This window comes from Nonomuraea sp. NPDC049152, assembly GCF_040648355.1.
Lineage (GTDB): Bacteria > Actinomycetota > Actinomycetes > Streptosporangiales > Streptosporangiaceae > Nonomuraea.
On record NZ_JBEZDO010000005.1, the window covers coordinates 302913 to 326195 of the forward strand.

The 23283-nt window shown below is 70.2% G+C and carries 15 protein-coding genes; 8 read left to right on the plus strand and 7 right to left on the minus strand.

Annotation, left to right across the window (positions count from 1 at the left end; translation table 11 throughout):
- The first annotated feature begins 18 nt into the window (after positions 1-18).
- Positions 19-4185: a HAMP domain-containing protein gene (locus tag AB0B45_RS12695; RefSeq protein WP_358129136.1), complete on the plus strand. Its 4167-nt coding sequence runs from the start codon at positions 19-21 to the stop codon at positions 4183-4185.
- A gap of 3 nt (positions 4186-4188) precedes the next feature.
- On the plus strand, positions 4189-4821 hold the full coding sequence (locus tag AB0B45_RS12700) for a response regulator (RefSeq protein ID WP_358129139.1): 633 nt from the start codon (positions 4189-4191) through the stop codon (positions 4819-4821).
- A 271-nt stretch (positions 4822-5092) separates the two neighbouring features.
- Here the strand turns inward: AB0B45_RS12700 and AB0B45_RS12705 are convergent, their stop codons facing one another.
- Positions 5093-6046, minus strand: a complete 954-nt coding sequence (locus AB0B45_RS12705; protein WP_358129142.1) for an AraC family transcriptional regulator — start codon at positions 6044-6046, stop codon at positions 5093-5095.
- An 83-nt stretch (positions 6047-6129) separates the two neighbouring features.
- Here AB0B45_RS12705 and AB0B45_RS12710 point away from each other — a divergent pair, with 83 nt between their 5' ends.
- Entirely contained in the window at positions 6130-6975 is an 846-nt protein-coding gene (locus AB0B45_RS12710; protein WP_358129145.1) for an SDR family oxidoreductase, read from the plus strand.
- Positions 6976-7155: 180 nt separating this feature from the next.
- Here the strand turns inward: AB0B45_RS12710 and AB0B45_RS12715 are convergent, their stop codons facing one another.
- The 3 genes from AB0B45_RS12715 to AB0B45_RS12725 form a co-directional block, all read right to left on the minus strand.
- Positions 7156-7902, minus strand: a complete 747-nt coding sequence (locus tag AB0B45_RS12715; protein WP_358129148.1) for a helix-turn-helix transcriptional regulator — start codon at positions 7900-7902, stop codon at positions 7156-7158.
- Between the two features lie 159 nt (positions 7903-8061).
- Positions 8062-9387 carry an NYN domain-containing protein gene (locus tag AB0B45_RS12720; protein WP_358129428.1) on the minus strand — a complete coding sequence of 442 codons (1326 nt, stop codon included), beginning with the start codon at positions 9385-9387 and terminating at the stop codon, positions 8062-8064.
- A 173-nt stretch (positions 9388-9560) separates the two neighbouring features.
- A complete protein-coding gene (locus tag AB0B45_RS12725; protein WP_358129151.1) occupies positions 9561-11900 on the minus strand; it encodes a sigma-70 family RNA polymerase sigma factor in 2340 nt (779 codons plus the stop codon).
- 176 nt (positions 11901-12076) lie between these two features.
- On the opposite strand from AB0B45_RS12725, the gene pyrE reads away from it, so the two are divergent.
- Positions 12077-12616 (plus strand): orotate phosphoribosyltransferase, encoded by a 540-nt coding sequence (gene pyrE / locus AB0B45_RS12730; RefSeq protein WP_358129154.1) that lies wholly within the window; start codon positions 12077-12079, stop codon positions 12614-12616.
- Here the strand turns inward: pyrE and AB0B45_RS12735 are convergent.
- Complete coding sequence (locus AB0B45_RS12735; protein ID WP_358129156.1) at positions 12585-13025, minus strand: hypothetical protein; 441 nt, start codon at positions 13023-13025, stop codon at positions 12585-12587. The two genes, pyrE and AB0B45_RS12735, sit on opposite strands and share 32 nt — an antisense overlap.
- Before the next feature lie 43 nt (positions 13026-13068).
- Positions 13069-13764, minus strand: coding sequence for a DedA family protein (locus AB0B45_RS12740; protein WP_358129159.1), 696 nt, complete (start codon positions 13762-13764; stop codon positions 13069-13071).
- Between the two features lie 117 nt (positions 13765-13881).
- Between AB0B45_RS12740 and fbaA the strand changes: the two genes are divergently transcribed.
- The 4 genes from fbaA (at position 13882) to AB0B45_RS12760 (ending at position 21712) form a co-directional block, all read left to right on the plus strand.
- Positions 13882-14892 (plus strand): class II fructose-bisphosphate aldolase, encoded by a 1011-nt coding sequence (fbaA, locus tag AB0B45_RS12745; RefSeq protein ID WP_358129161.1) that lies wholly within the window; start codon positions 13882-13884, stop codon positions 14890-14892.
- Between the two features lie 161 nt (positions 14893-15053).
- Positions 15054-16283 carry a hypothetical protein gene (locus AB0B45_RS12750; RefSeq protein ID WP_358129163.1) on the plus strand — a complete coding sequence of 410 codons (1230 nt, stop codon included), beginning with the start codon at positions 15054-15056 and terminating at the stop codon, positions 16281-16283.
- 351 nt (positions 16284-16634) lie between these two features.
- Positions 16635-20309: a PQQ-binding-like beta-propeller repeat protein gene (locus tag AB0B45_RS12755; protein ID WP_358129430.1), complete on the plus strand. Its 3675-nt coding sequence runs from the start codon at positions 16635-16637 to the stop codon at positions 20307-20309.
- A gap of 2 nt (positions 20310-20311) precedes the next feature.
- Complete coding sequence (locus tag AB0B45_RS12760) at positions 20312-21712, plus strand: hypothetical protein (RefSeq protein ID WP_358129165.1); 1401 nt, start codon at positions 20312-20314, stop codon at positions 21710-21712.
- Positions 21713-21944: 232 nt separating this feature from the next.
- On the opposite strand, the gene AB0B45_RS12765 is transcribed toward AB0B45_RS12760, so the two are convergent.
- The gene (locus AB0B45_RS12765; RefSeq protein ID WP_358129168.1) at positions 21945-23150 is read right to left on the minus strand and encodes a hypothetical protein; all 1206 of its coding nucleotides are present in this window, start codon (positions 23148-23150) and stop codon (positions 21945-21947) included.
- Positions 23151-23283 lie beyond the last annotated feature (133 nt).

Consider the following 23283-nt stretch of genomic DNA (forward strand, 5'->3'; position numbering starts at 1 on the left):
GGGAGTGGAGGAGACCCTATGACGACGGCCAAGACCGCGCCTGCTGCGGAAGAGAGGACGTACACAGAGTCCGACCTCGTCCCTGTCCTCGAGACGCTTTTCGCATGGCGCGACGGCGACTTCCGGCGCCGGGTCCCTTTTGCGCCCCCCGGGATACTGAGTGAGATCCGGCTGCTGCTCAACGAGGTGGCCGACCGCAGAGAGCACCTCAGCAACGAGCTGTCGCGGGTGCGCAAGGAAGTGGTCAAGGAGGGGCGCTTCGGCGAGCGCCTGACGCCCGGCCCCGGTGTGGGGTCGTGGGCGGAGAGCGTGGAGTCCGTCAACGCCCTCATTGACGCGCTGGTCAGCCCCGTGACGGGCGCGGCCGACGTCATCGACGCCGTGGCGAAGGGCGACCTGACCCGCAGGATCGACCTCGACCGCTCGGCCAGGGGCGAGGTCAGGCGGCTTGGCAAGGCCATCAACGGCATGGTCGAGCAGCTCTCGCTGTTCAACAGCGAGGTGACCAGGGTGGCCCGCGAGGCGGGCACCGAAGGCAGGCTGGGCGGCGCCGCCAACGTCAAGGGCATGTCCGGCAGCTGGCGCGACCTGACCGAGGCCGTCAACACCATGTCCTCGCGTGTCTCCGCCCAGGTGCGCGACATCGCCGAGGTGACGACCGCCGTCGCGAAGGGCGACCTGAGCCGCAAGGTGACCGTCGACGCGGTCGGCGAGATGTTCGAGCTGAAGAACACCGTCAACACGATGGTCGACCAGCTGTCCGCCTTCGCCGAGGAGGTCACCCGTGTCGCCCGCGAGGTCGGCACCGAGGGCCAGCTGGGCGGTCAGGCCCAGGTCAGCGGTGTGTCGGGAGTCTGGAAGGACCTCACCGACAACGTCAACTTCATGGCCAACAACCTGACCAACCAGGTCCGCCAGATCGCCGCCGTCTCCACCGCCGTCGCCCAGGGCAACCTGACCAAGAAGATCACCGTCGACGCCCAAGGCGAGATCCTCCAGCTCAAGGACACCCTCAACACGATGGTGGACCAGCTGTCCTCCTTCGCCGACGAGGTCACCCGCGTCGCGCGCGAGGTCGGCACCGAAGGCAAGCTCGGCGGTCGCGCCGAGGTGAAGGGCGTGTCGGGAGTCTGGAAGGACCTCACCGACAACGTCAACTCGATGGCCAACAACCTGACCTACCAGGTGCGCAACATCGCCCAGGTCACCACCGCCGTCGCCAACGGCGACCTCACCCGCAAGATCGACGTCGACGCGCAGGGCGAGATCCTCGAGCTCAAGTCGACGATGAACACGATGGTGGACCAGCTGTCGTCCTTCGCCTCCGAGGTGACCCGCGTCGCCCGTGAGGTCGGCACCGAGGGCCAGCTGGGCGGTCAGGCCCAGGTGCGCGGTGTGTCGGGAGTCTGGAAGGACCTCACCGACAACGTCAACTTCATGGCCAACAACCTGACCAACCAGGTCCGCCAGATCGCCGCCGTCTCCACCGCCGTCGCCCAGGGCAACCTGACCAAGAAGATCACCGTCGACGCCCAAGGCGAGATCCTCCAGCTCAAGGACACCCTCAACACGATGGTGGACCAGCTGTCCTCCTTCGCCGACGAGGTCACCCGCGTCGCGCGCGAGGTCGGCACCGAAGGCCAGCTGGGCGGTCAGGCCAGGGTGCAGGGCGTGTCGGGTGTGTGGAAGGACCTCACCGACAACGTCAACTTCATGGCCAACAACCTGACCTATCAGGTGCGCAACATCGCCGAGGTCACCACGGCCGTCGCCAACGGCGACCTCACCCGCAAGATCGACGTGGACGCCCAGGGCGAGATCCTGGCGCTGAAGACCACCATCAACAAGATGGTCGACCAGCTGTCCTCCTTCGCCGACGAGGTCACCCGAGTCGCCCGCGAGGTCGGCACCGAAGGCCAGCTCGGCGGCCAGGCGCGCGTCGAAGGCCTCGAAGGCACCTGGAAGCGACTGACCGAGAGCGTCAACGAGCTGGCAGGCAACCTCACCACACAGGTCCGCGCCATCGCCACCGTGACGAGCGCCGTCGCCCAGGGCGACCTGACCCGCTCGATCGCCGTGGAGGCGCAGGGCGAGCTGGCCGAGCTCAAGGACAACGTCAACTTCATGGTGGCCAACCTCCGCGAGACCACCCAGGCCAACCAGGAACAGGACTGGCTCAAGTCCAACCTGGCCCGCATCTCGCGCCTCATGCAGGGCCACCGCGACCTCATGGAGGTCGCCAAGCTGATCATGAGCGAGCTGACGCCGCTCGTCTCCGCCCGCTACGGCGCCTTCTACGGCGTCGACACCAGCGGCGAGGAGCACGACCTCATCCTCATCGGCGGGTACGGCGTGCGGCCCGACCGCTCGCCGCGCCAGCGCTTCGCCTCGGGTGAGGGCATCGTCGGCCAGGCCGCGATCGAGGGCAGGCCGATAGTCCTCGACGACGTGCCCGCCGGCTTCATCACCATCGACAGCGGGCTCAGCCAGTCCACGCCCGCCCAGATCGTGGTGCTGCCGATCCTGTTCGAGAGCCGCCCGCTCGGCGTGCTGGAGCTGGCCTCCTTCACCAAGTTCGGCGAGGTCCACCTCGACTTCCTGACCCAGCTCGTCGAGACCATCGGTGTGACGATGAACACCATCATCGCCAACTCCCGCACCGAGGACCTGCTGAAGGAGTCGCAGCGCCTGACCCGCGAGCTGCAGGAACGCTCGGACGAGCTCCAGCGCCAGCAGGAGGAGCTGCGCCGTTCCAACTCCGAGCTGGAGGAGAAGGCGGGGCTGCTGGCCAAGCAGAACCGCGCCATCGAGATCCAGAACTTCCAGATCGAGCAGGCCCGCCGCACGCTGGAGGAGCGCGCCGAGCAGCTCGCCGTCTCCTCGCGCTACAAGTCCGAGTTCCTCGCGAACATGTCGCACGAGCTGCGCACCCCGCTTAACAGCCTGCTCGTGCTGGCCAAACTGCTGACCGAGAACGCCGAGGGCAACCTCACCTCCCAGCAGGTCGAGTTCGCCCGCACGATCCACGGCGCGGGCTCGGCGCTGCTGCAGCTGATCAACGACATGCTCGACCTGTCCAAGGTCGAGGCAGGGCGCATGGACATCCATCCCGCCCAGCTGTCGCTGCCCAAGCTGGTCGACTACGTCGAGGCCGCCTTCGCCCCGCTCGCCCAGGACAAGGGCCTCGCGTTCATCATCGAGGTCGATCCACGGGTTCCGCAGGAGTTGCGCACCGACGAGCAACGCCTGCAGCAGGTGCTGCGCAACCTGCTGTCCAACGCGGTCAAGTTCACCCCCAAGGGCGAGGTACGGCTGCGCGTCGTCCCCGCCCCCCACGAGGTCGACTACGACGACGACACGCTGCGCTCGGCCAACGACCTGATCGCCTTCCAGGTGGTCGACACCGGCATCGGCATCGCGCCCGACAAGCTGGAGATCATCTTCGAGGCGTTCCGGCAGGCCGACGGCACCACCAGCCGCAAGTACGGCGGCACGGGCCTCGGCCTGTCGATCTGCCGCGAGATCGCCAGGCTCCTCGGCGGCGAGATCCACGTCGACAGCGAGCTGGGCTCGGGCAGCACGTTCACCCTCTACATGCCGACCGACTACGCGGGCCCGCTGGTCGCCCGTGACGGAGGGGCCGCCCGCAGGCAGGTGCTGACCATGCAGGTCGAGCAGCAGAGCTCGGTGGTCGTGCCCGAGCCGCCCATGCCGTTCGACATGCCGCTGCCCGAGGTGGTCCAGCCGTCCAACGGGCACCAGTGGCAGGGCGACGACCCGCTCGACGGCGCCAAGATCCTCATCGTCGACGACGACATCCGCAACGTGTTCGCGTTGACCAGCGTGCTGGAGCGACACGGCTCCACGGTCGTCTACGCGGAGAACGGGCGCGAAGGCATCGAGCAACTCGAACGCAACGAGGACGTGGCGCTCGTCCTCATGGACATCATGATGCCGGAGATGGACGGTTGGGCCACGACGTCGGCCATCCGCCGGATGCCGCAGTTCGCCGACCTGCCGATCATCGCGCTGACCGCCAAGGTCATGCGGGGCGACCGGGAGAAGAGCATCGCCTCAGGCGCCTCGGACTACGTGCCGAAGCCGGTCGATGTCGATCAGCTGCTCGAACGGCTGCGTGGCTGGCTCAGTCGCGGGCGGGTTTCCGACTCGGCGGAAGAGGCGTAACAGATGGCAGACCGAGCAAAGATCCTCCTGGTCGACGACCGCGAGGAGAACCTCATCGCCCTGGAGGCGATCCTCAGCTCGCTCGACCTGACGCCGGTGCGCGCCAAGTCGGGCGAGGAGGCGCTCAAGGCGTTGCTGGGCACCGAATTCGCGCTGATCCTGCTCGACGTGCGGATGCCAGGCATGGATGGGTTCGAGACGGCCGCGCACATCAAGCGGCGCGAGCGTACCCGCAACATCCCGATCATCTTCCTGACCGTCGTCGACAGCGCCCCCGACTACGCCTTCCGCGGCTACGCGGCGGGCGCCGTCGACTACCTCACCAAGCCGTTCGACCCGTGGGTGCTCAGGGCGAAGGTGTCGGTGTTCGTCGAGCTCTACAACATGCACAAGCGGCTGACCGAGCAGGCGGCGCTGCTGCGCGAACGGCTGGCGGGCGAGCTGCCGCCGGGCAACAGCGCGGCCCAGCCCACCGTGCTGCCTGAGCTGTCGCGGCGGCTGACGGCCGTGGAGGACGAGCTCGACAGGGTGCGCGAGCTGGCCCGCAAGTCGGCCGACGCCTCGCTCTCCGCCCCCCTGTCGGACCTGTCCGACCGCGTGTCCCACCTCCGAGCGAGCTTCGACGCCCTGGGCTGAACGGCGCTTCGACGCCCTGGGCTGAACGGCAAGGGCCTCCGCCACGGGCACGCTTCGCGTGTCGGGGTCTTCGGGCTCCCCTCCTGGGGGAGCCCAGCCTTCCCACCCCCCTTGGTGGTGGCCTGCCGGCCCCCACCCCCCGGACACGTCGCCACTCCACCACGTGGATTGGCGTGATGCGCCTGGACTAGTGCGGTGACCACGAACGTTCACCGGTGTCGGCGTACGGCTTCGACCGCAGAGCCACGTACACGTAAACGTGCAGAGACGATCAACTGCTGCGCTGGTTCGGCAGGGTGGCGCCTCGGTATTGGCTTGGGGTGGTCCCAAGCCGGCGTTTGAACGCGACGCTGAGCGCGAAGGTGCCGGAGTATCCGACCTTGTGCGCGATGGAGCCGACGGTGGCCTCGGTGTTGCGGAGGAGGTCGGCCGCCAGGGCGATACGCCAATTGGCCAGGTAGGTGATGGGTGGCTCGCCGACCTCGGTGGTGAACCGGCGTGCCAGGGCGGCGCGGGAGACGCCGACCTTGGCGGCGAGCTTTTCCACTGTCCATGGGTGGGCCGGGTTGCCGTGTATGAGGCGGAGGGCTGTGCCCACGATGGAGTCGTCCTTGACGCGGTACCAGACCGGGGCGTGCGTCTGCGCACGGTCGAACCAGGCGCGCAACGTGGTGACGAGCAGCAGGTCGAGCAGCCGGTCCAGCACGGCCTGCTGGCCCGGCCTGTTCCGTACGACTTCCGCCGCCACCAGCGTGAGCAGGGGGGAACACCCTTCGTCGTCGGTGACGACGACCATGTCGGGCAGGGCGTTGAGCAGGCTGTCACTGATGCCGGCCCGGCCCTGATAGGCGCCGCTGAGCAGGACGGCCGAGCCGCTTTCCGTGATGCCGCAGGAACGGGGATCCATGGCCGGTTCGCGATCCTCGATCGCCCGCGCGGTTTCCGCGCAGTAGGAGGCGCTGGTGATCACGTGCTGAGGTGGAGTGGCGGGGTCGTCGGCAACGGTGTACGAGGCGGGCCCGCGGACGACCGCGACGTCGCCGGGGCCGATCGCCACCGCCTCACCGTCGGGCGGGATGATCCAGGCCTGTCCCTCCAGCATGGTGAGGAGGGTCAGTGGGGCGCCGCTGGCGAAACGCAGAGACCACGGCGAAGTCATGACCGACCGATGGATGAGGGCCGCTCGTGCCTGCACTCCCTCCAGCAGATCCGTCAGCGTGTCCATGAGCCACAAGGTTAGACGCTCGAACATCGAACTGAGCGTCACGGCCATCGCACCGCTCACTCCACCAGGGGTTGAGTAGTCCCATGACGCAACAACCGATTCTGATCACCGGCGGTACCGGCAAGGTCGGCACGCGGATCGTGTCCCACCTTCGGCGCATGGACGTGGCCGTCCGCGCGGGGTCTCGCTCCGGCACCCCTCGCTTCGACTGGCCGGACCAGCACACCTGGGACGCCGCCCTGCACGGCTCACGGACCGTCTTTATCGTGCCGCACGACGGCGAACTGCTGACACGACCGTTCGTCCAGCGGGCGAAGGACCTCGGCGTCGAGCGCATCGTGCTGCTGTCGGGGCGCGGAGTGGACGTGCCCGGCTACGCGGGCGACAACAGCGCGGCGGGCAAGACCCACATCGACGGCGAGGACGCGGTGCGCTCCTGCGGCCTGGCCTGGACGATTCTCCGGCCCGGATGGTTCGCGCAGAACTTCAGCGAAGGCTTCTTCCGCGACGCGGTGCTGGCCGGCGAGGTACGCCTGCCTGCCGGTGACGGCGCGGTGAGCTTCGTCGACGCAGAAGACATCGCCGCGGTGGCGGTCGCCGCGCTGACCGAGGACGGGCATGAAGGACAGACGTACGAACTGTCCGGGCCCCGCGCGCTGTCCATCGCCGAGGCCGTCGCGTTGATCTCAGAGGCCACCGGCCGCATGGTGCGCTACGTGCCGTTGACCGTCGAGGAGTTCATCGTCCAGTTGGAAGACGAGGGCTGGCCGAAGATCGATGCCCAAGCCTATGCCGACGCGATCGCCCCTATCCGGCGCGGCATGGACGAGCACCTGTCTGACGGAGTACAGCGTGCCCTCGGCCGTCCACCTCGCGACTTCGCCGGTTTCGTGACAGACGCGGCCGCCGCCGGAGCATGGCTGGACTGATGACTGCGTAGCCCCCCGTCGTTGTCATCCCGTGCTGGCCTGCTCGGCTTTCGAGCGAGCCCGTGCCAGCCGTTCGACCATCGCTCATGGTGTCGGGCGGCTCCGTGGCCTGCTGACCGGTCCGTCAGGCCCGTCCCGCGTGGTTCGTCGCGCGGGGTGCGGCTTGGGCGGTCGCGATGGTCAGTAGTGGGTGCGGTGGGTGCCGGGGGTGTGGCCGAAGGCTCGGCGGAAGACGTCGATGAAGGCGCTGCTGGACGCCCAGCCGCATTGGTGTGCGACGGCTGTGACCGGGCTGCCCTCGGCGAGCAGGCGCAGGGCGTGGTGCAGGCGGAGTTGGGTGCGCCATTGCGGGAAGCTCATGCCGAGTTCGGCTCGGCAGAGCCGGGTCAGGGTGCGGTCGCTGACGCCGGCTGCGGCGCCGAGTTGCGCCAGGGTTCGGTTGTCGGCCGGGTCGTCGCGAAGGATGGCGCACACCGCGACCAGACGCGGGTCTTTGGCGGCGGGCACGTGGACGGGCTGCTGGGCGGAGTGGCGGAGCTGGTCGAGCAGGACGGCCCGTAGACGGCGGCGTTCGGCGGTGCGGTCGGCGGGCTGCACGGTGTAGGCGATGATCAGCTCGCGCAGCAGCGGGCCGACGCTGATGACCGCGGGCTGGTCCAGGGACAGCGGGTTGTCCTTCACCGGCAGTCCCACCAGGTGGAGGTCGGTGTCGCCGTAGGCGCGATGCTCGTGGACGGTTCCGGCCGGGATCCAGATCGCCCTGGTGGCAGGGGCGATCCAGCTGCCCGCGTCGGTCGTGACTGCCAGCACCCCGCGGCCGGCGTAGACGATCTGGTTCTCGTCGTGCCAGTGAGCGTCGATCCCGGCGCCCGCAGGCAGCGGGAGGATGCCTGTTGTCGCAGACGGAGAATGGCGGATTGTCGACATTTCTCGTCATTTTATCGAGCAGCGCCGATCAGCGAGGGGCTGCGGCAGACCATGGGATCGCATGTCGGTCAGGGGCGCGCCGGACTCTCTTCCGGGCGGCTGCGCGAAGACTCCAGAGACGTCGCGTGTGTGCTGTCGTCGAGCGTGAGCCTGTCGGGGTCAGCGGCGGGCGCGCTCCAACGCGTCCCAGAAACCGCGTCGCAGGGCGTGCCGTACCTCGTCGTGCAGGAGGAAGTCGATCGGCAGCGACGAGCCCTGCAGCAGCCGCGCCTCCAGGTCGGACGGCATGCGTGGTTTGCGGGCCAGCACCGCTTCCAGCCACAGGGCGGGCGCGTCGCGGGCGACCGACTCGCCGAAGTCGTGACCTTCCTTATGGGCTGCCTTCACCGCGTCGGCCAGCGTGGTCGCTCCGCCGGTGACGGGGGTGGCGGCGACGGGCGCGGGCTGCGGGCCCGTGTAGGGGCCGAGTTGGGTGGGCTGGTAGGTGCCGCCGCTGGCGGCCGAGGGGAACTGGCCGGTGCTCTGCATCGGCCCCGTCGGGCTGTGCGAGACGGTCGGGGCGGCGGGCGCGGGCTGTGGGGGCACGGGTGGCGGCTGCTGGGGCGCGGGCTCCGGCTGGTAGCTCGGGTAGGCGGCCAGCGCGGGCGGCGGCGTCTGTGCCCGGCTGGGAGCAGGCGGCGCGGGTGTGACGGGCGGCAGCGGCTGGCTCTGCGTGGGCGCGTTGGCCAGGTGGGCGGCGTGGCTGCCGGACTGGACGGGCGGCGCGGACGGCTGGGCCGGCGGTGGTGCGGTCAAGGGTGACGGAGCCAGGGATGACTGCTGGGTCAGGGACGACTGCTGGGTCAGGGACGACTGCTGGGTCAGGGGTGACGGGGCCGGGCTCGGCGGCAGCGCGTGGGCGGCTTGGCCGTTGCTGACGGGCTGGGCGCCGTTGGAGGCCTCGGTGGAGCCTGAGACGAGGTTGACGTAGGGTCGCAGGTGGCCGCCGCCTATCTCGATGAGGTCGTCGCTCTCCTGGCGCAGCGACCGCGACACCGCCCAGCTGCCGTCGGCGGTGATGTGGACGACGGTGACGCGGATGCCGAGGTCCTGGGCGTCGCAGACCACCTGGGCGAGATCCTCGTCGCCGCTGATCACGACCGCGTCGCAGATCGCGCTGTTGCGGGCGAGCGTCATGAGGTCGCGGTGCACCTGCGCGTCGACGCCTTCGCGGCGACCCGGCCTGATGCGCGACAGGCGGAGCTTCAGTCCGGGGATGTCGGCGAGCACGTCGTGTTCGGGCGTGCGCCTGCCCTCGACGGTCGCTTCGTACCAGTAGCAGCGCAGCAGCGGGAGACCGGTGCGCTCGCGCGACAGGTTGGTCATCAGCTGGAGCAGACCCGGATAGTCCCATGAGACGGCTTCGCGATGGCGGGTCCCATGCACGGCCATCGCGCCGTCGGCCAGCAGGTAGCCAGCGTCGACGAACAGCGCGCAGCGATCCACTGACACCGCCCCTTTCATGTGGTCCGACTCCTACCGGCTCCGCACCGCCAGAGCCGGACTCGGCGGCCCTCTCTCAGGGTAATGAAGCATCTGATCGTTCGAGGGTGAATCCCGGCGAATCGGCGGGACGCCAGCAGATTCACGCCGACCGTACCAGTTTGTCCTGTTCTGGGTCACGAGCGCGCCGGTACGCTCACGGCCGCCACGCCGAACAGCACGACATCACGTTCGGTGGAGATCTTCAGCGACGGCTGGTCCGCCAGCGTGGCCTTGAACGAGTCGACGTCGACGCCGAACGTCATCCCCGTCGCGCCGTTGGAGGAGCTGTCGAAGACGTTGCCCTCATCGCGGTCACCGCCCACGGAGGTGCCGGCGGACACCCGGTCTCCTCGCAGGTCGGCGTCGCCCTCCCAGGTCACCAGCTCGATGTCGGCGGGGCTCGCCGCGGGGATCAGCCCGCCCAGCGGCAGGTCCAGGTGCGACTCGTCGCCGCCGACGACCGTGGCCGCGTCCAGGACCAACGCCTGGCTGTACGGCCTGCGCGGATCGGTCGCGATCACCACCAGGCTCCATCCGGCGTGCTCGGAGACGCCTTCCCGCATCGGCGCGTCGGCCGCCCACCACGTTCCCTTGCGCGCGGAGTCGCTGACCAGCTCGGTCACGTCGGCGAAGGCCTGGTAGCCGGGCCCCGAGGGCAGCTGCCGCCGCACGACCTGGTCGGGAAGGACGTTCCGGTAGCGCTTGGCCCCCGCCGCCCTGAACTTGATCGGGCCCGGCCGCTTCACACTGCCCGACCAGTAGAGCCCCGCCCAGACGACGCGCCCGCCGTCCGGCATCCGCAGACGGGCGCTGCTGGAGGATCTCGTCGACGGCACGTCGTCGGCGTCGAGGGCCACCATCGGCCACAGGTCGTTGTCACGTCTGCCCTGCTCCCTGCCCTGCCGCGTCTCGCCGCAGCCCGCGTGCTCGGCCGGGCAGGTCAGCAGGGTGTTGCCGACCGCCCTGACGACGACCTTGCCGTCGGTGGCGAACCTGGCGGGCGCCCCCTCGGCCTTCACCCCCGCGCTCGCGCTCGCGTTGACGCTCACCCCGGCAGAGGAGACCCGTACGGCGGGGCCCGACCCCTCGGGCGCGTGGGCGGCCACCTCGACGCGCAGGAAGACGGCCGTCGTCCTGCCCGCGGCCAGCGGACCCCTGACGCACCTGGCGCCGCCGCCCTCCGGGGCGCACGACCAGCCGTCGACCGTGCCGACGGGCTCGACCGTGCCGACGCCGTTGCCTCTGGCGTGGGTCGGGACCAGCGTGACGCCCTCCGGCAGGTCAACCAGTGCGACGAGCTCCTCGCTGGCCGCCTTCCCCTTGTTGCGCAGCCGTACCGCGACGATGCCGGGCTCGGCCTTGACCAGCGCGCCGAGCGGCTGGATCGAGGCGCGGAGCTTGGCCTTGCCCGACTGCTCGGCGGGGGTGGGCGCTTCCACGGGCGGCGGGACCAGCCGGGGCTTGTGTCTCGGCCTGGACTGCGCGGGCTCGGGGTCGGGCCGCACGGGCGAGGGCTGCGGGACGATCGTCGGGAGGGCCCGTGGCGGGAGCGGCTGGTCGTCGGAGGCCAGCACCACGACGGCGGCCGCCGCGACCGCCACGGTGACGCCGCCCGCCAGCGCCGCCTGGCGGCGCTTGGGCGCCCGCCTGATCCAGCCGAGCGCGTGGAGCAGACCGCCGCCCGTGACGCCCTCCTTGGCCAGGCCCGCGACATAGGCGGCGTAGAAGGGGCCGACGAACAGGGGGCCGACGATGACGCGCAGGCCCTGGTCGACGTCGGCCAGTTCGAGGAAGACCGCGCGGCATTCGCCGCAGTCGTCGATGTGCTCGTCGACGAGCCTGTTGTCGCGCCTGGTCAGCCCGCCACGCACGTAAGCGCCCATCTTGCCGAGCACCGGCCTGCACGCCTGGTGCGGCGCCCCCGCCAGGTGCATCTGCAGGTAGGCCTGGCGCAGCCCCTCCCTGGCCCGGTAGGCCAGCGCGGCCACGCCGTTGGCCGACAGGCCGAGCATCGGGGCCACGTCGGCGGGCTTGGTGTTCTCCACCTGGGTGTGCCACAGCACGAGCCGCCAGCGCTCGGGCAGCGACAGGTACGCTCTGGCGAGCAGTGACCTCTCCAGGCCGGTGAGCGCGGGATCGACGAAGGGCACTCCGGGGTCGAACAGCTCGATCTTTCTCGTGGTCACCTGGCGGCTCTCCACGCGGTCCCTGTCGTAGATCGTGCGGCGGACGACCGTCAGCAGGTATGGCCTGAAGGCCGCCTCCGGCCCTTCGCCGCGCCCTACCAATTCGATGATCTTGGTGAAGGACTCGGCGACCACGTCCTCGACGACGTCCTCGCCGTCGACCATCTGCCGGGCGAGAGAGCGGGCCGCGCCGACATGACGCTTCCACAGGTCTCCGAATGCGGCGGCGTTGCCCGTGCGAGCCGATTCGAGGAGATCCGCATCACTTTGCGGCGGTTCGACACTCATAGTGACCTCACGATTACCTGGAGTTGCCGCAGGAATCATTCCGCATTCCGCGTCATGACTAACCCCGAAGGCCGTCTTTGACTGAGAGGGGTTTTGGAGAGGCGGATCGGCGCTTCCGGACCTCGGCGCGGCCTGCGCAGGCGGCGTCGCCCGCCGGCGACTTTAAGCTTGTGGGCATGACTGACCGCGAGAACCTGCTGGCCGAGATCCTGAAGAAGGCCGTCGTGCACGGCAAGGTCGTGCTCTCCTCGGGAATGGAGGCCGACTTCTACCTCGACCTGCGGCGGATCACGCTCGACGGCGTGGCCGCGCCGCTCGTCGGCAAGGTCATGCTCGACCTCACCGCCGACCTCGACTACGACGCGGTGGGCGGCCTCACGCTGGGCGCCGACCCGGTCGCGGCGGCCATGCTGCACGCGGCCGCGGCGCGGGGCCGTACGCTCGACGCCTTCGTGGTGCGCAAGGCGCAGAAGGCGCACGGCATGCAGCGCAGGATCGAAGGCCCCGACATCGAGGGCCGCAGGGTCCTCGTCGTCGAGGACACCTCCACCACCGGCGGCTCCCCGCTGACCGCCGTGGCGGCGGCGCGCGAGGCCGGCGCACACGTGGTCGCCGTCGCCACCATCGTCGAGCGCGGCGCGGCGGGCAAGATGGCCGAGGAGGGCATCGAGTACCTCAGCGCGTTCACCCTGCCGGACTTGGGGTTGAACGCGTGACGGAGAACGTCTCGCGCTGACCCGCCTTGCCCGCAGGGCGGGACGTGCCGTTCACGGTGACCTCGACCGTGCCCGCGTCCTCGACCGCGACGTCGAGCTCGGCGTCGAAGAAGGAGATCTCCTCGCCGCCGGTCAGGTCACGGTCGTTGAGCACATCACCGCCCGGCACCCGTACCAGCACCAGCGGGCAGCTCTCCGCCCTGCACACGATGGAGAGCGTCGGCACCTTCCGCGTCGCCGTGACCGAGCTCTTCGGTGTCGCCGACGGCCCCGGCGTGGGGGCTGCGGCGGACAGCGTGGCCATGAGCGAGCGGGCCCCGACGAAGACAAGGGCCACCAGCAGGACGACCCCCAGGCCGATCAGCGCCAGGCGGGCCATCCCCATCGGATCGGATCTATGCCGTCCCACAAGGGGGAGGGTAGCCAACGGGGTGGCCGCCCTCCGAGAGGCATTACGGAATGCGGTGGTGTTTGCCCTGCGGCTCGGGAGCCCTCTGGCCGCCGCCCCTGCGGCTCTTCACGACCTCGATGATGATGGGGATCACCGAGATCAGCACGATGAGGAAGACACCCGGCAGGATGTACTTGTCGATCTTGGCGGGGTCGACCTGGTTGCCCAGGAAGTGGCCGATGAGCAGCATGCTCTCGACCCACAGGACGCCGCCGAGAGCGTTCCACAAGAAGAACCTGCGTGCGGGCATCTCCAGCACGCCGGCCACCGGGTTCATGAACGTGCGAACGATCGGCACGAACCGCGCGATCACCACGGCCTTGGCGGGACCGAACTTCTCGAAGTAGTACTCGGCCTTCTCCACGTATTCGCGCTTGAACAGCCGCGAATCAGGCCTGTCGAACAGCTTGCGCCCGACCTTCGCGCCGATCAGATGCCCCAGCTGCGCCCCCGCCACCGCGCACAACGGCGTGCCGATGACCAGCACGGGAAACGACAGCGGCTCGATGCCGATGCCCTTGGCCGCCGCCGCGGAACTGAAAATGCCCGCGGCGACCAGCAGCGAATCGCCCGGCAGGAAGAAGCCGATCAGGAGACCCGTCTCGGCGAAGATGATGGCGAGCACGCCGATCGTCGCGAACGCGCCGAGCATGGTGAGCCACCACTGCGGGTCCACGAGGTCCAGGATCGATTCCACGGGCTGAGCCTACCGTGGCAGGCGGTCATTATCGGGCACGCGTTGTCACTACCCCAGCGGGTAGGGAGCCGGAATACTGGCACCGCGAAGCCGAAGAACATCCCAGGGAGATGAACCATGCCTATCGCGACTCCAGAGGTCTACGCCGAGATGCTCGACCGGGCCAAAGCGGGCGGGTTCGCCTACCCGGCGATCAACGTGACCTCATCGCAGACCTTGAACGCCGCCCTCCGCGGATTCGCCGAGGCCGAGAGTGACGGAATCGTCCAGGTGTCCACCGGTGGCGCCGACTTCCTCTCCGGCACCACGGTGAAGGACATGGTCGCCGGGTCGGTGGCGCTTGCCGAATACGCGAGGGTGGTGGCCAAGAACTACCCCGTGAACGTGGCGCTGCACACCGACCACTGCCCCAAGGACAAGCTCGACGGCTTCATGCGGCCGCTGATCGAGCTGTCCCTTGAGCGCGGCGGCGACCCCATCTTCAACTCCCACATGTGGGACGGCTCCGCCGTACCGCTGGACGAGAACCTCTCGATCGCGCGCGAGCTCCTGGAGAAGTGCCGCCGCGCGAACATCATCATGGAGATGGAGATCGGCGTCGTCGGCGGCGAGGAGGACGGCGTCGTCGGCGAGATCAACGAGAAGCTGTACACGACCGCCGAGGACGCGCTGGCCACCGCCGAAGCAGTCGGCATCGGCGACCAGGGCCGCTACATGCTCGCCGCGACCTTCGGCAACGTGCACGGCGTCTACAAGCCAGGACACGTCAAGCTGCGCCCGCCGGTGCTCAAGGAGATCCAGGACGCGGTCGGCGCCAAGTACGGCAAGGAGAAGCCGTTCGACCTGGTCTTCCACGGCGGCTCCGGATCGCACCTCGAGGAGATCCACGAGGCGATCTCCTACGGCGTGGTGAAGATGAACATCGACACCGACACTCAGTACGCGTTCACCCGGCCGATCGCGGACCACATGTTCCGCAACTACGATGGGGTGCTGAAGGTCGACGGGGACGTCGGGAACAAGAAGGTCTACGACCCCCGCTCGTACGGCAAGTCGGCCGAGGCGGGCATGGCGGCCCGCATCGTCCAGGCCTGCCAGGACCTCAAGTCGGCGGGAACCAAGCTCTGACCACCTGGGCCTCCGCCTTCGCGGGGGAGCCCGGCTCCCGGCTCCCCCGCACCAAACGGCCGCCGCTGCTGAAACGCCTGGCGGCTGCCTGATGCGCTGATCCCCGGTGCGGGCGCATGATGCCTCTGTCGGCCAATCACGCGATGAGGGCGTGGAAGCGCATGCTTGAACAGTGGAAGATCCTGCTGGACGGCGACCACACCGAAACGGCCTGGGAGGAGATCACCAGACTTGCCGAAGGGCTCCCTGCCGAGCGGCTCGACGTCCTGAGAGACGATCTACGCGGCTGGACAGGGAAGCGCGCGATGCCGGAACGCTGGTGGCGGGAGTCGCGTCGCGGCGATCACCACCCTTGGCACGCGCTCGCCGACCACTACGTCCTGTGGCGTCCGGGGATCCGCCTCGACGATGACGACGCCGCCGCGGCGGAGGACGAGCCCCACCTCGAGCACGGGGTGGTGACGGCGGCGGTGAGCTCCGACCTGCGATGGCTCGTTGTGGCCGGGGAGCGGAAGGGCGACCACGTCGGCGGTGACGCCGGGCTGTGGGACGTCGACGCCGGATCGTGGCGGCCGCTGTTGATCCCGGGCGTGGATGACCGGTTCTCGGCGGGAACGGCCTACGACGTGGAGTTCAGCCCCGACGGGTCCTTGGTCGCGATCGGCATGGACACCGGCGGCGACCGTGTGCGCCTGGGAGTGTGGCGTACCGGCGATTCGGAGCTCCTGTGGTCGGCGGGGCCCGACGACGAGGCCGATCCGTGGCGGTTCGATCCGCGGGACGGGTCGGAGGTCGTCGTGGCGTTCAGCGGAGACGGTCGCCGGCTGGTCGGTGTGGACACGGTCGCCGCCGACGCGGGAAAGGGACGCGTCGTGGTCGTCGAGGCTGCGACCGGTGACGTTCTGTTCAGCGCGGGGGCTCATCTCCACGGACCGCCGGTTCTGGACCATGCGGGAGAACGGCTTGCCTATCTCGGCCAGGAAGGGAAACTGGTGATCCGAGCGGTTCCGTCCGGAGAGGTCCTGGTCAATCGTCCCGTCGGCGAATCCGCTGCGGGCCCGGCCTTCGCGCCGGACGGCGGCACCCTGGCGGTCGGTGGCGAGGGAGCGGTCGCACTGTTCCGTTTCGGGACGGCGGAGCTGGAGCGCTTCGAGGTCTCCGGCGAGCGCGCGGCGGTGAAGTGGACGCCGCAGGGCCTGCGCGTCATCCACCGCGAAGGCCGCAGGGTCACCGTGACCGCCGGCGTCGACGGCGAGGTGCTGTGGTCGGGCCGGCCCGACGGCCTCCCCTCCTTCACCCGGGCAGGCACCGCGTTGATCACCACCCGGACCGGCCTCAACGGGGGCGAGACGGCCATCTGGTTCCTGCGCGCACCCGAGACGGGGATCTGACACCCGCCCTGCGGGTGGGAACGGCACGCGCCTGACCCGCCGTGGCCGCCTTCCTCTGTGCGCGCGAACCAGGCCCACGGCCTGGCGGTCGCGGTGGGGTGAATTCTTGGGGTGGGTGGGTGAACATCGTCGTCCTGCTCTCGTCCGCCCATCTTCAACTTGTCTAGTTTAGTGCGCATGCCTATAGCCACATATCGCGCATTTCAGCCTGGGCGGATACTCGCCACGTTAATCGCTTCGCTGATCGTTGCGCTGGGAATCGCCGCTGGTCCGGCCTCCGCCCACCTCAGTCGGCAGCATGCCGAGCTTGTCGTCCACTCCACTACGAGCACAACAAGCGCGCGCTTGGTTGTGCACAAGGACGTGGTCACGCCGGAGCAGGCCGGAGCCTGGGCGAAGGGGTTGCTCGCGGGTGGATGTCCGGTCACCGCGCAGGGGGTCTCCGGTGACACGGGCGGCATCCCCGACGGTGTGGTCATCGAGCTCGCGTGGTCGTGCTCGGTGGACAGCCTGGATCTCGGCGCCGTGCTGAGGGCCGGCGGGCTGTCGGAGATCATCACCGAGTTCGACGGCACCACCGTGAACGTGACGGCCGAGCTGCCCGTCGTCGATGCGGCCGGCGCACACGCCGCCGCCTCCTCGTCGATCGCCTTGATCGCCCTCGGCCTCCTCCTTGCCGTGATCCTCGCGCTGATCCTGGGTGGCGTGCTGCTGGCCGTGCGGCGACGCCGTACGGGCTCGCAGGTGCGGCGAGCGCCCAGGCGCGCCGTGGGCGCGGCCGTCGCGGCGGCGCTGGCCGTGGTCGTGCTCGCCCCGGGGGCCGCCCTGGCCGACCCGGAGCCGACCACGACGACCGCGACCCCGACCGCCGACACCACGACCACAGACGGCACGACCACAGACGGCACGACCACAGACGGCACGACCGCGACCCCGACCGCGACCCCGACCGCGGACGCGGCGACCGCGACCTCGACGCCGACCGCCACCGCGACGCCGAGCGCGAGTGCCGCTGACAGCGGGACGCTCGCGCTGACGACGGTCAACCCCAAGGCCGGACAGCCGGTCACGTTCAGCTACACCTCCGACAAGCCGGGCGCGCTCAACTGGGTCGGTCTCTACGCGGCCACCGACAAGCCCGGCCAGGTCGCCTCGCGTACCTGGGTGCGGGCGCCGCTCGCGTCGGGGACCGTCACCCTGTCCACCTCCGCGCTCGGGGAAGGCGCGTGGAGCGCGCACTTCATGGCCAACGACGGCTACGAGCCGCTCTCCGCTCCCGTCACGTTCACGCTGACCGGGGCGGCCGCCGAACCCGTGACCGTCGAGGGCACGGTCTTCGCCGACCGGGACGCCGACGGCGTCAGGGACGAGGGCGAGAAAAGCCTGCCGGGCGTGTCCGTCACCGACGGCGCGGTCTGGGCCACCACCGGTTCCGACGGCGGCTACACGCTGACCGTCGACAAGTCGCGCAGGGAGACGGACCTGGTCAACGTCGTCTCACCGGACGGCTACACGCCGGTGCTGCGCGACGACTACGTGCCCACCTACTTCCGCGAGGTGAAGGACGGGCAGCGTCTCGACTTCGCGCTGGTGCCGGACACCAATGCGGCCAACCCGCAGGAGAAGTGGCTGATGGTCTCCGACGTCGAGGTGGGCAACCGAACCGACGCCGAGGCCAAGAGCGCGCTGCCGCAGTGGCAGGGGCACGTCGAGGCGATGTCCGAGGTGCATCGCGCCACGATGACGATCACCACGGGCGACCTGACCGTGACCGACTACGCGGAGGAGCCCCGGCGCCAGGGCGGCTACGACCTGCTGCGCGAAGGCCTGCGCAAGGGCGCGCTCGGCATGCCGTTCTATCCCGTCATCGGCAACCACGACGTGGGCGGCACCGCGACCTCCACCGGTTACGGCGGCAGCCTGGAGTACTGGCGCAGGAACCTCGGTCCCGAGTGGTACAGCTTCGACCGCAACGGCCGGCACGTCGTGGTCCTCGAGGACAACTACGACGCCAGTGGCCTCGCCCCGCAGCTGACCTGGCTGCGCGAGGACCTGCGCAGGCACGCGAAGGGCAAGCAGGTGCTGGTGTTCGCGCACCGCTCGCTGTTCACGCGCTGGGGTCCGGGCGCGGGGATGCAGCCGATCGTGGACGAGCTGGCCAAGTACGACGTGCGGATGTTCGCGGCAGGCCACAACCAGCAGGCCGAGTACAGGCGCGGCGCTTTCGCCAGGTCCGTCGAGGTCAACAACATGGGCACGTACGGCATCGACGCCGCCAGGCCCGACTACAAGGTGCTCGACTTCAGCGGCATCACCGGCAAGGACACGGGTTACATCACGGGCACGCGCCGCCAGTTCGAGGTCGACGACGACGTCGCGCTGGTCAGCCCCGCCCAGGACAGCGTGCACAGCGTCTGGTCGGGCGTGCCCGTGGAGTTGTACGCGGAGGACGACGGCCGCACCCCCGCGACGGCCTCGCTGACGCTGCGCCGGCACGGCCTGACCGTCTGGCGGGAGAAGGCGATGCCGTTCGGCCGCGCCACCTCGCCCAAGGGGACCGTCAACTGCTACACGCCGCCAGGAGGCACGGCGGAGGCCTGCCCGCAGGCGCACGTGTCGTGGACCAGGGTGAGCGACCGGATCAAGGGCCTGCTGCCCGGCACGTACACCGCGGAACTGGTGGTCAAGGACACGGCGGGCAAGACCTGGCCGACGGTCAGGACCACCTTCAAGGTGAACGCCGACCTGCGGCCGCTCAAGCCGTCCCCCGGCCAGGACTGGACCAGGCAGGGCGGTGACGAGGAGGGCCGCTCGTCGGCCAAGGACGATCCCGGCGCCATGCTCGACCTGGCGTGGGCGGCCAACACCGGTGAGCAGTTCCACCTCAACGGCGCAGCCGTCTGGGACGGCAAGGTGATCGTGGCCTCGCAGGCCTTCGACTCGCCGTACAGCATGATGCTCGCCTACGACGCGAGGACCGGCGCGGAGAGCTGGCGGACCTACCTGGACGGCGACGCCGAGTCCTTCCCGACCGTGCACGACGGCAAGGTGTACCTCACCACGGGCGTCGGGCGCGTCTACGCCCTCGACGCGAGGACCGGCAAGGTGGTCTGGGAGACGATCGACGCCGAGCAGGTCACCGGGTCGACCGTACGCCGCTACGGTCGCGCCGGTGGTCCCGTCAGCGTGTTCGACCTGCCCGACGGCCGCAGCGTGGCGGTCTACCAGGAATGGGACGGCGTGCGCTGCCGCGACGCCAGGACCGGCACCCGCCTGCCCGGTGGGTTCAGCGCGCCGGGCGCGTGGGGCGAGTTCCACAGCACCGCCGTGCGGCGGGCCGGCTCGACCACCGCCTACCTGCACTCGGGGTCCAGCCAGTCGCTGATCGCGATGGACCTGGCCACCTGCACGCGGCAGTCCTCGGTGGACACGGGCGGCGACCTCTTCACCCAGTCCTCCCCTGTGTTCACGGACACGCGGATGGTGACCGCGACCACCTCCGGCGTGCGCGGTCACGACCTGCAGGCGGGCGGCAAGGTGCTGTGGCAGGCCAAGCTCGGTACGGCCAGCGCCTGCGAGCCTGGGCCGCCTCCCGCGACGAGCCCCGCGACCAGGGGTGAGATGGCCTACGTGGCCAGCATCGACGGCGTGGTCAGGGCCTACGACACGGCCTCGGCGACGCCGGGGACGCCCGTCTGGGAGACGTCCATGGGCTACCTGCCAGGGGAGAGCCCGATGGATGACAAGTGGCGCGTCGCGGCCGGGTGCGCGGGCGCGGGACCCGGATCTCCGGCGATGCACGCGCTGGCGACGGAGACCACGGTGTACGCCACGACCTGGGATGGGCGCGTCGTGGCGCTGGACCGGGCGAGCGGCCGGAAGCTGGCCGAGTACAACCTGGGCGGCGGTGTGGCGTCGGCGCTGTCGGTGACCGGGAACGTGCTCTACGCGCTGACGGACGACGGCTCCATCCACGCGCTGGTCACCAGGAAGTCGCGCGGCGGCCACGGCGGTCCCGGTCGGTGATCGTGCTTCTGACACGGGTCCTGGTTCGCCTGCTCGCGGTGGCGAGTGTGGCGGCGGCGGTCCTGCTGGGAGCGGCGGGCCAGGGGTGGGCACACCCCTTCGGCCCGCCGCTCGTGGCGAAGCTCACGGCGGACGGCCACGCGGTCGAGGTGACCTGGTCGGCGGCCGAGGACGACCTCGCGGCCCTCGTCCGGGCCGCCTCAGGGAATGCCACGCTCGCGCGGCCCTCCACCGGGCCCGTGTCGCCTTTCACCGGGCCTCAGCCGTCGCCCACCGGAGGGCCCGCGCCGAGTGACCTGCTCGCGCGGTTGAACGGCCCGGCCGCCGGCGCCGTCCGCGATTACCTCGGCGCGCACATCGGGGTGGCGCAGGGCAGTACGTCATGCCCGCTGGAGGTCGTCAGGACCGAGGCCCTCGCCACATCCGGCGCGGTCCTGCGGTTCAGGTGCCCGGCCAAGGCCGGGGAGGTGACGCTGACGATCACCATGCTGACCGATGTGAACCCGAACTACCGGACCGTGTCCACCACCCCCGGAGGCGGCGGCGCCTTGCACACGGCCACGGCTCCGGCCCACGCCCTCACCCTCGGGGACGGGCAGGGAGTCTCGGGCACGCCCGCCTCAGCGGGTCCGGTCTCGGTCTGGACGGCGGAGCTGTCGTCGCTGATGGAGTCGGACGTGCTGCTCCCTCTCGCTCTGCTGGTCGCGCTGGTGGCGGGCGCGGCGCACGCCTGCGCGCCCGGTCACGGCAAGACGCTGACGGCCGGGTACCTGCTCGGCGGCAACGGCCGGGCCAGGGACGCGGTCTGGCTCGGGATGGTCGTGGCGGTCATGCACACGGTGTCGGTAGGGGTGCTGGCCGTCGGCTGGTGGATCGCGATGGACACGGCGCCGGACCTGGGAGTGGTGACCCGGTGGATGCAACTGGCCGCCGCGCTCATCGTGCTGGCGGTGGGCATCGGCCTCGTCCACCGGCATCTCCGCAACCGCCGTGCCCATGGGCACGGGCACGGCCATGGGCATGGGCATGGGCACGGGCACGGCCATGGGCATGGGCATGGGCATGGTGGCTCGTTGCTCACCTGGCGAGGGATCGTGACGATCGGCGTGTCCGGAGGACTGCTTCCTTCACCCTCGGCCTTCCTCCTGCTGCTCACCGGCCTCCTCACCGGTAGAGCGACCTACGCCCTCGCCATGGTGGCGGCGTTCGGCGTGGGGATGGCGGTCACCCTGGCGGGGGTCGGCCTTGCCGTACTGCGTGGGCGGGATGTTCTCGCCGACATGACGTCGCGGCCGTGGCTGCGGACGTGGATCCTGCGTCTTCCGCTGCTCGCGGCCTCGCTGGTGGTCGCCGGTGGGGTCGCGGCCTCGGTTCTGGCCGCTGTGGCGCTGACGGACGCCTGACAAACCGGCCCTGCCGGTGGTCTCGCGGCCGCCGCGCCGGACGCCGGACCGAGCCCCGGCACGAACGATGCGTGTCAGGGGGTCGGTCCTATGGCGTCGGCGCTCGGCAGCCGCTGGATCCGGGCCGGTCAGGCGGGTCAGGTGGCCGGCGGAGGTGCCGTTCTGACCGTCTGCGCGGGACTCATGTGGCTCGGAGGACGGGATGCGGCCGTTCTGGCGGCCTGCGCGGGACTCACGTGGCTCGGAGGGCGGGGGCGGCCCACTGGTGGGCGGTTCCCTGGTGGACGGCAGCGTAGACGTGGTCGCGCAGGCTGTTCGCCTCCTCGTCGGACAGGGTCCTGGCGGGGTCGCGGAGCACGATGCGCAGCAGGACGTTCTTCTGGCCCGGCCGGGCGCCCAGGCGTTCGATCGCAGCGGGTGGCAGGTCTTCGATCGAAGTCTCGGACATGACGCGGATCTCCTCGATCGCGTCGGCGTGGGAGCCGAGTGCGTCGCGGACCGCTCCACCGAGTGTCTCCGCGTCGGCGTCGGCGGGCACCGCCACCGACAGGTCGCGGGAGATCGGCGGGTGTTTGGACACCGGCCGGTAGGGGGCCAGGTCGAGCATCTGGCCGGCGATGCGCGTATCTGCGGCCGTCAGCAGGCGGATGTCGGGGATCCGCTTGCGGAGCATCAGCAGCCGGTCCAGCCCGAGGCCCATGGCCAGGCCGCTGACCGTGGGGTCCAGTCCTGCCCCTGCCAGGACCTGTCGAGAGGCCAGGCCGCATTCGGCGATCTCGATCCACTCGTCGCCGACCTGGACGTCGACCTGGCGGCCGTTCGAGGTGTAGGGGTGGTCTGCCGGGATGGTCCGGTACGGCACGCCTGGAAGGATCGCGCCCACGACGGTGGCGATCATCTCCTCGAGGTCGCCGGTGTCCATCGGCCGTCTTGTAACGATGCGCCACAGGTCGAGCTGGTGCGGGGTGCCGGTGTGGATCCGGTCGACGACGTCCCGCCGGTAGACCAGTCCTGGACAGGCGAGCAGGACGTCGCGCCAGCCGTACCCTCCGCCGACGCCGCCCTGGCCTGCCAGCGCGCGGAGGGTGGGCGGGATCACGGCGCTGGTGTGACTGCGCAGCATGCAGGTCTCGCTGGTATAGCGGGTGTAGCGGGCGTCTCGGGTGACGGCGTCCGGCGGGTAGCCGAGCCGTTCGTAGTTGTCCTCGACGGGCACCAAGGGATGAGCCCGGACCATCCGGACGTCGTTGCGCCAGGAGGCCCCAAGAGCCCGAACGAGGGTGTCGACGACGAGTTGGATGGCGTGCGGCCCCTGGGCGGGGTCGCTCAGATCTCGGACGGTCAACGCCCGAGCGAGCTCGTCGGCGTCGAGCGCACGAGAGGAGCCGTCGGACACGCGGGAAGAGAGGTCAGGCACGTGGGATGAGACAGAAGACATGGGGGAATCCGATCGGTTCGCAGCGGACGGGAGGTCTCCCCCGGCCGGCCCGCCGCTGAGCACCGATGCGGCCGCCGTCTTCCTGTCAGGTCAGAGCACGCCGATGCGCCCCAGCGGCTGGCGTCGCCAGCCG

Coding starts and splice junctions, on each gene's coding strand:
- AB0B45_RS12695 (WP_358129136.1), top strand. CDS start 19: ATGACGACGGCCAAGACCGCGCCTGCTGCGGAAGAGAGGACGTACACA.
- AB0B45_RS12765 (WP_358129168.1), bottom strand. CDS start 23,150: ATGTCTTCTGTCTCATCCCACGTGCCTGACCTCTCTTCCCGCGTGTCC.
- AB0B45_RS12705 (WP_358129142.1), bottom strand. CDS start 6,046: ATGGACACGCTGACGGATCTGCTGGAGGGAGTGCAGGCACGAGCGGCC.
- AB0B45_RS12710 (WP_358129145.1), top strand. CDS start 6,130: ATGACGCAACAACCGATTCTGATCACCGGCGGTACCGGCAAGGTCGGC.
- fbaA (WP_358129161.1), top strand. CDS start 13,882: ATGCCTATCGCGACTCCAGAGGTCTACGCCGAGATGCTCGACCGGGCC.
- pyrE (WP_358129154.1), top strand. CDS start 12,077: ATGACTGACCGCGAGAACCTGCTGGCCGAGATCCTGAAGAAGGCCGTC.
- AB0B45_RS12750 (WP_358129163.1), top strand. CDS start 15,054: ATGCTTGAACAGTGGAAGATCCTGCTGGACGGCGACCACACCGAAACG.
- AB0B45_RS12715 (WP_358129148.1), bottom strand. CDS start 7,902: ATGTCGACAATCCGCCATTCTCCGTCTGCGACAACAGGCATCCTCCCG.
- AB0B45_RS12700 (WP_358129139.1), top strand. CDS start 4,189: ATGGCAGACCGAGCAAAGATCCTCCTGGTCGACGACCGCGAGGAGAAC.
- AB0B45_RS12725 (WP_358129151.1), bottom strand. CDS start 11,900: ATGAGTGTCGAACCGCCGCAAAGTGATGCGGATCTCCTCGAATCGGCT.